This window comes from Amphritea atlantica (assembly GCF_900111095.1).
Taxonomy (GTDB): domain Bacteria; phylum Pseudomonadota; class Gammaproteobacteria; order Pseudomonadales; family Balneatricaceae; genus Amphritea; species Amphritea atlantica.
Genome location: NZ_FOGB01000001.1, coordinates 252,741 through 265,348, shown reverse-complemented (window position 1 = coordinate 265,348; position 12,608 = coordinate 252,741). Strand labels below are relative to the sequence as shown.

12 protein-coding genes are annotated in these 12,608 nt (G+C 51.2%); 6 read left to right on the top strand and 6 right to left on the bottom strand.

All coding sequences use genetic code 11. The features are described 5' to 3' along the window. Positions 1 to 58 precede the first annotated feature (58 nt). From BMY09_RS01155 to BMY09_RS01145, 3 genes are all read left to right on the top strand, one after another. Complete coding sequence (locus BMY09_RS01155) at positions 59 to 1,411, top strand: alanine/glycine:cation symporter family protein (RefSeq protein WP_091352819.1); 1,353 nt, start codon at positions 59 to 61, stop codon at positions 1,409 to 1,411. A gap of 179 nt (positions 1,412 to 1,590) precedes the next feature. Further along, positions 1,591 to 2,682, top strand: a complete 1,092-nt coding sequence (locus BMY09_RS01150) for a M14 family zinc carboxypeptidase (RefSeq protein ID WP_217647366.1) — start codon at positions 1,591 to 1,593, stop codon at positions 2,680 to 2,682. Then, entirely contained in the window at positions 2,675 to 3,415 is a 741-nt protein-coding gene (locus BMY09_RS01145; RefSeq protein ID WP_091352816.1) for an alpha/beta fold hydrolase, read from the top strand. The genes BMY09_RS01150 and BMY09_RS01145 overlap by 8 nt, the downstream gene beginning before the upstream one ends. A gap of 11 nt (positions 3,416 to 3,426) precedes the next feature. Here the strand turns inward: BMY09_RS01145 and BMY09_RS01140 are convergent, their stop codons facing one another. Further along, positions 3,427 to 4,359 carry a LysR family transcriptional regulator gene (locus BMY09_RS01140; protein ID WP_091352814.1) on the bottom strand — a complete coding sequence of 311 codons (933 nt, stop codon included), beginning with the start codon at positions 4,357 to 4,359 and terminating at the stop codon, positions 3,427 to 3,429. Positions 4,360 to 4,536: 177 nt separating this feature from the next. Here BMY09_RS01140 and aptA point away from each other — a divergent pair, with 177 nt between their 5' ends. The 3 genes from aptA (at position 4,537) to BMY09_RS01125 (ending at position 7,325) form a co-directional block, all read left to right on the top strand. Beyond that, positions 4,537 to 5,856, top strand: coding sequence for an omega-aminotransferase AptA (gene aptA / locus BMY09_RS01135; protein ID WP_091352811.1), 1,320 nt, complete (start codon positions 4,537 to 4,539; stop codon positions 5,854 to 5,856). A gap of 384 nt (positions 5,857 to 6,240) precedes the next feature. After that, positions 6,241 to 6,774: a DUF1003 domain-containing protein gene (locus tag BMY09_RS01130; RefSeq protein WP_091353863.1), complete on the top strand. Its 534-nt coding sequence runs from the start codon at positions 6,241 to 6,243 to the stop codon at positions 6,772 to 6,774. Beyond that, positions 6,771 to 7,325 (top strand): mechanosensitive ion channel domain-containing protein, encoded by a 555-nt coding sequence (locus BMY09_RS01125; protein WP_091352808.1) that lies wholly within the window; start codon positions 6,771 to 6,773, stop codon positions 7,323 to 7,325. The genes BMY09_RS01130 and BMY09_RS01125 overlap by 4 nt, the downstream gene beginning before the upstream one ends. Here BMY09_RS01125 and BMY09_RS01120 read toward each other — a convergent pair. The 5 genes from BMY09_RS01120 to BMY09_RS01100 all read right to left on the bottom strand — a co-directional run bounded on the left by BMY09_RS01120 (position 7,322) and on the right by BMY09_RS01100 (position 12,573). Further along, entirely contained in the window at positions 7,322 to 7,864 is a 543-nt protein-coding gene (locus BMY09_RS01120) for a cupin domain-containing protein (RefSeq protein WP_091352805.1), read from the bottom strand. The two genes, BMY09_RS01125 and BMY09_RS01120, sit on opposite strands and share 4 nt — an antisense overlap. 386 nt (positions 7,865 to 8,250) lie before the next feature. After that, positions 8,251 to 9,549, bottom strand: a complete 1,299-nt coding sequence (locus BMY09_RS01115) for a TRAP transporter large permease (protein WP_091352803.1) — start codon at positions 9,547 to 9,549, stop codon at positions 8,251 to 8,253. Further along, positions 9,549 to 10,085: a TRAP transporter small permease gene (locus BMY09_RS01110; protein WP_091352801.1), complete on the bottom strand. Its 537-nt coding sequence runs from the start codon at positions 10,083 to 10,085 to the stop codon at positions 9,549 to 9,551. Before BMY09_RS01110 ends, BMY09_RS01115 begins: the two co-directional genes overlap by 1 nt. A 63-nt stretch (positions 10,086 to 10,148) precedes the next feature. Further along, a complete protein-coding gene (gene dctP / locus BMY09_RS01105) occupies positions 10,149 to 11,186 on the bottom strand; it encodes a TRAP transporter substrate-binding protein DctP (protein WP_245756475.1) in 1,038 nt (345 codons plus the stop codon). Positions 11,187 to 11,700: 514 nt separating this feature from the next. Then, entirely contained in the window at positions 11,701 to 12,573 is an 873-nt protein-coding gene (locus tag BMY09_RS01100) for an urea carboxylase-associated family protein (RefSeq protein ID WP_091352798.1), read from the bottom strand. Between the last annotated feature and the right edge of the window lie 35 nt (positions 12,574 to 12,608).

The following is a 12,608-nucleotide window of genomic DNA, read 5'->3' as shown; positions in this document are numbered from 1 at the left end:
GCCGGATACTCAGGTGAAAAGCCTGCTGGAAGGGAACAACAATAATTAAGGAGTTTATATGGAAGCTATCACCTCAGTAATCCACACGATTAACGGTATCGTCTGGGGACCGATGATGCTGGTCCTGATCCTCGGTGTCGGTCTGTTTCTGATGTTAGGTCTGAAACTGATGCCGATTCTCAAACTGGGGACCGGCTTTAAGCTGCTCTGGAGCGGCCGCTCAGCAAAAGGTGAAGAGGCCAATGAGGGTGAAATCCCTCCTTATCAGGCACTCATGACAGCACTATCAGCAACCGTCGGTACCGGTAATATTGCAGGTGTTGCGACAGCCGTTTTTCTTGGCGGCCCCGGTGCGCTGTTCTGGATGTGGTGTACCGCACTTGTGGGCATGGCCACCAAATACGCCGAAGCGGTGCTAGCCGTAAAATATCGTGAGGTTGATGAAGAGGGCAACCATGTCGGCGGGCCAATGTATTACATCAAGAACGGTCTGGGCACACACTGGGCCTGGCTGGGCACCGCATTTGCTATCTTCGGTGCAGTTGCCGCTTTTGGGATAGGCAACACCGTTCAGTCAAACTCGGTGGCCGATGTTATCCATTCCAACTTTGGACTGAATGTCTGGGTAACCGGCGCAATTCTGATGGTACTGGTAGGCGCTGTTCTGATCGGTGGTATCAAACGTATCGGTAGTGTTGCGGGGGCTCTCGTGCCTCTGATGGCGATCGCATACCTGGTAGCAGGCCTCGCGGTTCTGGCAATCAACGCAGATGCAATCCCTGCCGCGCTGAACCTCATTTTCACTTACGCCTTCACTGAAAGTGCGGCTGAAGGCGGCTTTGCCGGCGCTGCAATCTGGATGGCGATCCGCTTTGGTGTTGCCCGGGGTATTTTCTCCAACGAAGCAGGCCTTGGTTCTGCGCCGATAGCGCATGCGGCGGCCCAGACGAAAGACCCTGTGCGTCAGGGTTTGGTCGCGATGCTGGGCACATTTATCGATACCATTGTCATCTGTTCGATTACCGGACTTGTGATCATCACCTCCGGAGAATGGACCTCTGGCGCGTCGGGCGCCGCGCTGACGTCAGCTGCTTTTTCTCACTCACTGCCAGGTATCGGTAATTATCTGGTCGCAATCTCGCTGGCGATTTTCGCCTTTACCACCATCATCGGCTGGTCATTCTATGGTGAGCGCTGCATTGAGTTTCTTTTCGGAGTCAAAGCGATCACCCCCTACCGTGTCCTATGGATTATCGCCGTACCAATCGGTGCCGGCGTCAGCCTTGATTTCATCTGGTTGCTGGCAGATACCCTCAATGCAATGATGGCGATCCCTAACCTGATCGCACTGGCATTGCTGAGCCCGGTTGTCTTCAAACTGACCCGCGAATACTTCGCCGCTAATAAATAGTTTTACAAAGAGATGTTAAAAAGGAGGCCCTGGCCTCCTTTTTCATGTCTGTTAGTTGTTCTACCGGTGACCGATCAGGACATCACAATTTATAGTCCCCTGAAATAAGTCTGTTCATCGTTCTAACTGATTCACGAATTCCGACTACACTTTATTCTGTATCTCAGTGGGAGGAATCGATGACAGAACTTGGACAAGCAGCAAAATTGTCATCTGAGCCGATACAGCGGGTTCATCCCGGCCTGACAGACCGCTGTCTGCCAGAAATGGCGCTGCTGGAGGAGCTGATCTGCGAACATGCCAAACAGCTTAAAGTCCGAACGCTGGCGTTAATAGAGCATCAGTCTGACAGTCAGCACCATCAGCTACCGATCTACAGCCTGCAGTTTGGCTCCGACAATCCAGATGCACCTACCCTGGCATTTGTCGGCGGGGTGCATGGGGTTGAACGGATCGGTACCCGGCTGCTGCTCACCTTTCTCAGTTCACTACTCAAACGTTTAACCTGGGATCGCGGTCTGAACTATGAGCTGCAACACCTGCGGCTTGTTTTCTGTCCTCTGCTCAACCCGTCCGGAATGGCCCTGGGGCAGCGCAGCAACCCTCAGGGGGTCGATCTGATGCGCAACGCGCCTCATAACGCCAGCGATAAAACCACCTGGATGGTGGGCGGTCACCGGCTCAGCAACCGCTTGCCCTGGTATCGTGGCGAAGAGAAAAAACCGATGGAAACAGAGGCGCTGGCGTTATGCGACTGGGTGCATGATGAGCTGTTTAACTCACCCCTGAGCATTGTTCTGGATTGTCATTCCGGTTTCGGGCTGCGCGATCGCATCTGGTTTCCAATGGCCGGTTCCCGCGAACCTCTGCAACACCGGGCAGAACTCGCCGCGCTGGTTCATCTTTTTGAAACAAGCAACCCCCATCATAATTACATTATCGAGCCCCAGCACCATAGCTACCTTACCCATGGCGACCTGTGGGATTATCTGTACCACCAGTCACTCAGCCTGGAGGCGACAGTTTTCCTGCCATTAACGCTGGAGATGGGGTCATGGCGCTGGGTAAAGAAGAATCCGCGACAGTTAACCTCATTTATGGGCCTGTTTAATCCGTTGGTACCGCATCGGGAAAAACGCACCATGCGCCGCCATCTGTTATTACTGGAGTTTCTTATCCGCAGCTGCTGCGCCTATGAAACCTGGTTACCGGTAAGCCCAATGAGCCGACTGCGCTACGAACTTGAGGCAAAGCAACGCTGGTATGGCTGAACAACACTGGATATTACTGCGCGGACTGTGCAGGGAAAGCCGGCACTGGGGAAAGTTCCCACAACAGATGCAGAAACTGCTGCCCGACACCCGGGTCAGCTGTATCGATCTGCCGGGCAACGGAAAACGTTATCAACACCCCAGCCCCACCTCAGTCAATGAACTGATCAACGATCTGCACCGCCGCCACCGCCCTGAACAGCCGGTGTATCTTCTGGGGCTCTCTCTGGGAGGCATGATCGCCTATCACTGGATGCAGGAATATCCGGATGATCTGCGGGGGGTAGTGATGGTTAATAGCAGCCTCTCGCCCTGGAACCCTCCTCATTACCGCTTACAACCCGGCGCCCTGCCAAAACTGGTGCGGGCGATGCTCACAAAAGGTTATCCGCGGGAGCGAACCATCTTTGATCTGACATGCGCATCGCAACGCTATCGAAATGAGTCCCTGTCTTTCTGGCAGATGTACCAGTTGGAGTATCCGGTCAGCTTCAACAATTTTCGCCGCCAGCTGCAATTGGCTATTGCCTGTAGTGCCCAGCCCTACCCGCCCAAAAAACCGGTGCTTCTGGTCAGCGGAGGACAAGATAAACTGGTCAATCCGTACTGTTCAGAGCAGCTCGCAAGCGCCTGGCATTCACCCCATATCAGCCACCCGGATGCCGGTCACGACCTGCCCCACGACCAGCCGGAATGGCTTATTCAACAGATCAGTCAATGGCTCAAAGAATAAACCTGGAGCGCTTACTCCAACGCCTGAATGTGCTGAGTCAGCAGCTCAATAAACAGATCCCTGGGTTTATTCAATGGGCCCGAACGGCGACTGATCGCCGCAACCTGTAGATTATAGAACCGGGTGTCGGGCAACAAAGCCCGCATCCGTCCCTGCTCAACCCACTGCTGAGCAAACTTCTCAGCCAGAAAGCCCACATAAACACCCGATAAAATCATCGTCGCCCGGGTTTCGTAGTAGTAGGCTTCTGCTGCCTTATTCATCTCGGCCAGCTGCATACTCGCTTCAGAGCTGGTCAGCACGCCGGCATGTACCAGCTTACAGGCTTTCAGTGATTCATTAAGCTGCTGCGCATCCTGCTCATGAAACAGCGGATGGCGGTCGCCACAATAGAGCAGTGACTTATCTTTATACATCAGCAGAAAATCCAGCCCCTCGATATCTCTGTGATGGGGAATAAAACCGACATCCGCCTCTCCGTTGATCACCCGTCGCTCAATCTCTCCCAGCGGGGCGGTATCAAAGCTGATATACACATCCGGTGCCAGGGCGGCAAACTCGGCCAGCACCTTATCCAGGCCACAACGCTCATCCAGACTGATGGTATCCGATGTCAGAATTCTCACTTCACCGGTCATCTGCTGGTGCAGGGCGTTAACAGTAGAGCGAAACTCCGCCAGTCGGGAAAACAGCTGTCGGGTGGCGTTGTAGATAGTCAGCCCCTCCTCGGTCAGGGCAAATCCGGAACGCCCCCGCTGACAGAGTTTAAGCTTCAGACGCGCCTCCAGGTTGGACATATGCACCGAGATGGTTGAACGACTGATATTCAGTTCCACCTCAGCCGCAGAAAAACCACCACACTCAACCACCGTTTTAAAAACCCGCAGCAGACGAATCTCATAATCCCCTACCTTGGCCATGCTTTGCAACGCCTTACCCACCATCAGACGACCCTCAAAATAGTTTTATAAACATCAAAGTAAGCATTCAATGTTTGTTATTTATAAGACTTTAACACTAGCGTTACTATGACTCCATAAGGCCACCCTTTAAAAAAACCGTTCTATGCTGAACTGATCTCAGTAACCGGCCATTACTAATAACTTAAACAGGGTTTTCCCATGAGCACGAACATCAATATGGATGCGTTCTGGATGCCATTTACGGCGAACCGGGACTTCAAAAGCCAGCCACGCATTATCCAGCGTGCTGAAGGCGTTATGTATTACACCAACGAAGGTCAGGAAATACTGGACGCCACGGCGGGCCTGTGGTGTGTCAACGCGGGACACGGTCGTAGTGAGATCGCTGATGCAGTCAGCCAGCAACTGCGTGAACTGGACTATGCTTCACCGTTCAACTTTGGTCATGAGATCGGTTTTGAATTTGCCAACCGGCTGATCAGGCACACCCCCACCGGGCTGAACAAAGTCTTCTTTGCTAACTCCGGCTCTGAAGCCGTTGAGTCAGCCCTGAAGATCGCACTGCAATACCACAAGTCACGGGGTAAAGGAGGAAAAACCAAATTCCTTGGACGGGAGATGGCTTACCACGGCGTTAACTTCGGTGGTATCTCCGTTGGCGGCCTGACTCCAAACCGTACTGGTTTTGGTCCGCTACTGCCAGTTGACCATCTGCCACATACTCTGGATATCGCTAACAACGCGTTTAGCAAAGGTCTGCCTGAACAGGGTATCGATAAAGCTGAAGCGCTGGAGCAACTAATTCACTTCCACGGTGCCGACAGCATCGCCGCAGTTATCATTGAGCCAATGAGTGGTGCCGGTGGCGTTATTATGCCACCGAAGGGTTACCTCAAACGGATGCGTGAGATCTGTGATCAGTACGATATTCTGCTGATCTTTGATGAAGTGATCACCGGCTGGGGTCGGCTGGGGTCCGCTTTTGCTGCAGAGGAGTTTGATGTGGTACCGGACATGATCACCTCTGCCAAGGGGATCACCAACGGTGTTATCCCTCTTGGAGCCGTGTTTGTTAAGGATGGGATCCACGATCAGATCGTCAATAACGTAGCGGTCGGAGGTATCGAGTTCTACCACGGTTATACCTATTCGGCGCACCCGGTTGCCTGTGCAGCCGGTCTGGCAACCCTGGATATCTATGAGAAAGAGGGATTACTGACCCGCGCCAGCGGCGACATTGGCACTCACTTTGAAAACCAGCTGCACAGCCTGAAAGACGCTCCTAAAGTGATCGATGTGCGTAACTACGGCCTGGTTGGCGCAGTGCAGTTTGACGCCTCGGTAGCTTCTAACGGCCCGATCGGACTGGACTTCCAGAAAGGCTGCTATAAGCGCGGAGTGATGGTGCGGACAATGGGCAACATTGTTGCGTTCTCCCCTCCTCTGACCATCGAAACCAACCATATCGACCGCCTGGTCAACGTGCTGCGTGAAACCGCAGAAGAGATGTTCGGTTAAGCCCGCCCTGGCGTTTTAAAACCACTGGAGTCGGATGGTCGTCCCCCACCGGAGCCGGTTTTTTATCGGACCTCTTGAAAAAGAGGTCCGCTTTTTTATTTCCCCACCCAACGGCACTCATTGCAACAGGCTACTCTGATTAGCGAGCTTGCTTAGTCCAGAGTCCAGAGTCCAGAGTCCAGAGATAATATTTACCGGTTAACGTTTAAATAACAGTTAACTAACGCCTGACTACCTTCTACTATCGGTTTATCAACAGAGGAAATCTGCCAACCAGTTGAGAATTTCCCGCGAGGAATCGGTTATCATCTGACCCACATCCGGCTACAGCACTCTAAACAACAGATGAGACTGAGCAGACCGGAACCAACCATGGGGGAACCTATGAAACGCTATTTTGAAAATCTGGCGAAAGCCCTTCTGGGGCAGAGCTACAGCTCGCTGGCCGAGAAAGAGCAGAAAGTCATTAACAGTATCGCCGAACACACCACGGTATCTGAAAATGTGAACAACGCTTTCAGTGATAGTCTGACGACCGGACAGAGAATCGCGGATGTTGTCGCTCGCTTTGGCGGCTCATGGTGGTTTATCAGTCTGTTTTTTCTCTTTATCGTCGCCTGGATAGGCGTCAATAGCTATCTGCTGATTGATACCCCCTTTGATCCCTACCCCTATATCCTGCTAAACCTTGGGCTTTCCAGTCTGGCCGCGTTTCAGGCGCCGATTATCATGATGTCGCAGAACCGCCAGGCCGCAAAAGACAGGATCAAGCAGGATGCGACCTATGAAATCAACCTGAAGCTGGAGCTACAGATCATGCGCCTGCATACCAAACTGGACCAATTGAGCGCAACGACAGAGCATACAGATAATTCTGACCATAAAGATAATCCAGACCCGGAGATAAAAAAGGGATGAAATACCTAATCGTTATCGTGCTGATTGCCACCTATGCCATCGCGATCCGCTTTATTAACCGCAATATCAACCGGCTGGGGAAGCTGAAAGACACAGACCCATATCGTATTAAGTATATTGCCAAAACACTTAATATCGCCCTGACGCTGCTGTTCTTAACACTGCTGACACTGCTATTAGGGATCCACTATTCTCAGCTATCGGTATTTCTCTCGTCGGTTTTTGCAGTGATTGGCGTGGCGATGTTTGCCCAATGGTCAATTCTGAGCAATATAACCGCCAGTCTGATTATTTTCTTCGGTTTTCCCTACCGGGTTGGCGATTTTATAAAGATTGTGGATAAGGATGAAAATATCAGTGGCATCGTCGACGAGATCACGCTATTCCACGTCATTATCCGTCGTCAGGGAGAGATCATCACCTACCCCAACACACTGATTCTGCAAAAGCCGGTGATCAAACTGGATGGGGACACCCCCTCAGACACAACAATCAGCACCCAGGAAAAGCCCGCCGCTGAAGCGGCAGAAAAAACGCAAGCCAATGGTTAAACCGATGGGTTAGCGCTGATTATTTCGCACACTTCATCCGAAATATTACGAAAACGATGGGGCCGGTTACTGTTGAAATAGTAGCCGTCCCCCGCTTTCAGATGGTACACCTCAAAGCCCACCGTCAGCTCAATCTCACCACTGATCACCACCCCACCCTCTTCGCCGGGGTGTTGCAACATCTCAGGTCCGGTTTCCGCACCGGGTTCATAGCGCTCTTTCAGAAGATCCATTGAACGCCCCTTATTACGCGCACCTATCAGCTTAAGACTGACATTATTGGAGCCGATATCGGGCATATCCTCAGCCTTATAGACGACACTTTCAGACTCCATCTCATCAATATCCAGGGTGAAGAAATCTCCAATAGAGATCGGGATACCCGAGAGCACTTTCTTTAATGAACTGACCGAAGGGCTGACACCATTCTTTTCGATCATTGAGATCGTACTGTTGGTCACGCCCACACGTTTTGCCAACTCCCGTTGTGAGAGCCCCTTCATCTTGCGAATCGCCTTTAACCGTTCGCCAACATCCATATTTTCCACTTCAGTTACCGCCGTCTGTATTGAGTTATTGGAATCAACATCCGCGCATGAACAGCATCAGGTGTGCAAAATATTTTATAGAAAGAACAGGAGGGAGTAAAAGGCTGGCTCATGGTAGGTCGTTAGAAGGTCGCTACGCGAATCGTTAGACGCGGCTTCGCCCCTTGCCAGGCGCTAGAAAAAGCATAGAGAGTCAGACGACTCTAAGCTCAATTCAATCATAAAGAGACGCCCCTCAAAAATCCGATCTTCTCGCAAAGCGTACTTTCCACCCATATAGAGGAAGGTCCAAATAACGAGCAAGGTGCGAAGCGCTGTTGGAACAACAAGCAGCGTCTTGAAAATCAAGACGCTGCTTCAGTTATCATCGATAAGACTTACATCAAACCCAGTAGTTTGGGAAAGAACAGTGACAGCTGTGGCACTAAGCTGGTGACCACCATCACCGGCAGACCGACTAACCCCATCAGTGCGATTGCCGGCATAACAGCCTTATGAATAGGCACCTGTCCAATTCGGCAGGCCATATAAAGAATCGGCGCTACCGGTGGGCTGTTGGCTCCGATAACAACAGAACAGGCAACAATTGAAGCGTAATGAATCGGGTCTACCCCACTGGCCACCATCAGAGGCATAAACAGAGGAGCAACCACGACCGTCACAGAGACATCATCCATAATCATGCCGGCCACAATCAGAAAGATATTGACGGCAATCAGAATCATCAGAGGATCTTTCACCAATCCGGTAATAACCTCAGTCAACTCCTGCGGAATCCGCTCAGATGCCAGTATCCGACCAATCATAAAACTGAACAGCAGGATAAGAATGACGGTACCTGTTGTTTCAGCCGCGGCAATAACACTTGAGCTCAGGCGCTTGATATTCAGGTCACGATAGACAAAAAATCCGATCAGGATCGCCATAAAGGCAGCAATCGCAGCGGCCTCAGTCGGCGTACAGATACCGCCATAGATCCCCCCCAGAATAACGACTGGCAGAGACAGTGCAGGCAGCGCATGAAATGCAGCAGTCCCTTTGGAGGGCAGCTCTTCCAAACCATCTTTAGCCTCCGCCGACACCTCCTGAAAAAGGCGGCCAACACTAAAACGGTTTGCCAAAATCAAACCAGCGATTAACAGTAGTGCGGGGCCGATGGAGGCGGCAAAACAGGCGGCAACTGACTGTCTGGTAACCACGGCAAAAAGAATCATTGTGATCGAGGGAGGAATCAGAATACCCAACAGTGAGGAGATTCCAAGCAACGCAGAGGAGTAACCGCGGGGATAGCCACGCTTCTCCAACGGGCCGATCATAATCGTGCCAATCGACGCGACAGCTGCTGTGGCAGTCCCGGCTATGGCACCAAAAATACCGGATGCCAGCACCATTGAGGCTCCCATCCCTCCCTTGCGCTTACCCACCAGCACTTCAATAAAATTCACCAGCCTCAGAGCGATTCCACCACTCTGCATCAGGTATCCGGTGAGCACGAACAGCGGCAGGGCAATCAGAATGACCGAATCAATAGAGCGGTATCCCTGCAGCATCAAAGTATTAAAATTAGCATCATATGCAAATGTCAGATACGCCAGTACACCGGCAAAAGACCAGGCAACAGGCACACCGAAAATCATCAGGAACAATAATATTCCTACTGCAATTAAACCTTCCATCAGCGAATATCCTGCTGGTTTACTTCAGCGATAACTACCGGCTCCGGATGGTAACCGATCAGGCATTGAATAAAATCCCTCAGGGCGTAAAGGGCGCAACCGATACTGGCAAAAAATATTGCGCTTTGAGGAATCCACAGGGGGATTGACAGGCCCGGGGTATGCTGTGGCCGACGCAGGCCCCAGGTCAGCATCCGGTAAGACAGATAAACAAAGAAGGCCGTGATCACCAGCGTTATCAGGGAGATGAAGCCCTGATGCAAGCGGCGAATCTGCCGGTCGCGGATACTGGTCTGTAGAAAATCGACTACCAGGTGTTCCCGTTTACGGCTGGCAATCAGTCCACCCACCATATACAACCACATACCAAACAGCATGATCAGTTCCAGCAGGCCGATAATCGACCAGCCAAAAATATAACGGGCCACAACGAGAAACAGCATAAGCCCTACCAGCATAAGACTGCTGATAAGCGCCATTGCATTGAGCAGCCAACCGACTCTCTGGTCCAGCCCAGTAAATAAACGCACAATCATGGTACTACCTCTGAAAGCAAAACGGCGGAGCAGTCTCTGCTCCGCCGTCGGCGACTCTAAACGTTACAACGGCGTTGCGTTTTTCCGAATGGTGTCCATAATTTCAGAGCCAATCTCCTGATCCATCAGCGGCCATACTTTTTCACGGGCAGCCCGGGCGAACTCTTTAATCTGCTCGTCAGACAGCTCAAAGTATTTCATACCCGCTTTTTCAGCTTCAGCAACATAGTGCTGATCCTGCTCTTTAGCGGCTTTGAACTGGGCCATCATCACTTCATTTGCGGCATCAGCAACTACTTTTTGCTCAGCTTCAGTCAGCCCTTCAAACGAATCCTGATTCATACTCAGAACACCGGTCATGAAGAAGTGCTTGGAGCGTACGTAGTAGTCCAGCAGATCACGGAAGTACTCATAGTCCCAGTAGATTACGTTACCCGCTTCACCATCTACGACACCTGTCTGCAGGGAGGTATATACTTCACCCCAGTCGATTGCAGCTGTCTGATAACCCAGCGCCTGCATTGTCTGAGGCGCAGGAAATACTGTCATGGTGCGAACTTTAAGCCCTTCGGCTTCGGCAATATTCGTGGCATATTTGCCCCGGGTCGCAACACCGTTAAAGCCTTCAGGCCAGGGACCAAAGAACTTCAGGCCGATATCGGAATAGATGCCTCCGAGCATATTGTTGACCCAGCCACCCGGACTATAGGCTTTGAGGGCCTCATCCCAGGAGAGAGTCATGTAAGGGGTATAGATAACGCCAATTCGTTTATCATAGGAGGTCATTGGCCAGTTGAGCATGAGATCAACATCACCTGCCACATGCAGATCGAATACCTCATTCTGACTGCCCAGTTCGTTCTGATAGAACACCTTTACATCGATATCACCACCTGAATTTTTCTCAATCAGTTCAGCCCAGCGATCCAGAGTGTCACCGGCAGGCGAACCCTTAGCGCCGGAGTCAGTAGCCATCTTCAGAGTAACTGCCTGTGCCGAACCCGCCATCAGGGTTCCGGCAGTCACCAGACCGGCCATAAATGAAAATAAGCCTTTCTTACTAAATACAGACTTACATTTCGGGGTATCAATCTTGCTCATCTCTTCTACTCACCGCTGTTCTTATAGTTGAAATAACCACTGCATCACTGCAGCAGAATCCGCTCTGTTTTTCCCGGGAACACATAGATACCAGCAATAAATATCATCGGTCAATTACATCCAATACAGAAAAATACATCTGAATTTTTCAATATATACAGATGATACAGATGGAATACAAAATAAAGACAGGATAATAATTCACGCATTTAATTTATGGCGATTTGATTACCTTAAACCGATTTTTTAGCCACTTCGCAAACAGATAGGCTAAGCGTCGCTTCTGAAATAGTCGATAAAAGCTGCAGCAAAAAAACGCCATAATGGCAATGATAAAGGTCAAGTGAAGCAATGCTGATAAGGACAGGATCTGAAATATTTAAAGCGGGAAAAACGAAGCACAAAAAAGGAGCCATGCAGCCCCTTTGTAAACAACATTCTGAAAACAGCTTTCGTGGATAATACTCAGATGAGATGCTAATCGATCATTATGCGGCTGCAGGCGCCGTGACGCTTAACAACCGGGTCTTTCTCCATGGCTACCGGAGTAACCTGATGGTTCCGGAGAACACCACCCTTCAAGGAGGGTCTGATCCGGTTTATAAATCTCAACATGCAGCGGATAGCAGGCCGCTGTATCGCTGGAATGTTCAGCACTGCAATCTCCCCCCGGACAGGCTGACAACGCCCCCAACAGATCGATCTCGGCGAAAAACTCCAGATAGTCCCCTGGCCTGACCGGACTGGCCTTCATAAAGTATTGATGACTATCCCGGGTAAAACCGGTGCACATAAATACATTCAGAACATCGTGCACATGAGTTTCAGCCTGCTGCAGTGACAGCCCGGTTTCAGCGGCCAGTGCCCGGGTCAGATTCGAGTGACAGCAGTGGTGGTAATCCTGACCACTCAGCAGATGATGGGTATAAGGGTCGCAACGGGTGCCGATAACATCGTGAACCGACCCGCCATCTGAATCAAAACCATACCAGTCGAGCGTATCCCAGGTAATGGTCGCCATCGGCCGCAAATGAGGAAAACTGCTCCACATCCGGTCGCCGGTACTCAGATGGGTGCCATGCAGCGCCCGGGTTTTGCCGCTGTAAAAGCGTTCATTCAGATCGCCCTCTGACCAGAGATTCAGATCGCCAACCTGCGCGCCCTCAACACTGACAATACGGAAGAAATGACCTGCCGGAACCCGGAAAACGCTGGCTTCACGGGGGGCTACAATTACCGTATCAACCAGTTTCATAGTTTTACGCGCGGCTGTATAAAGGTGCATTTCAGGCTTGGGTAACGTATCGACCGGATAACAGATAACCGGCCGGATCGATTTACGGGCGTCGCCATCTGCCGGGGCGGTGTTGTGTCGAGTGTGCTTCATATTCCCCGTGTCCTTCTGTAAGTATCAGAATATCC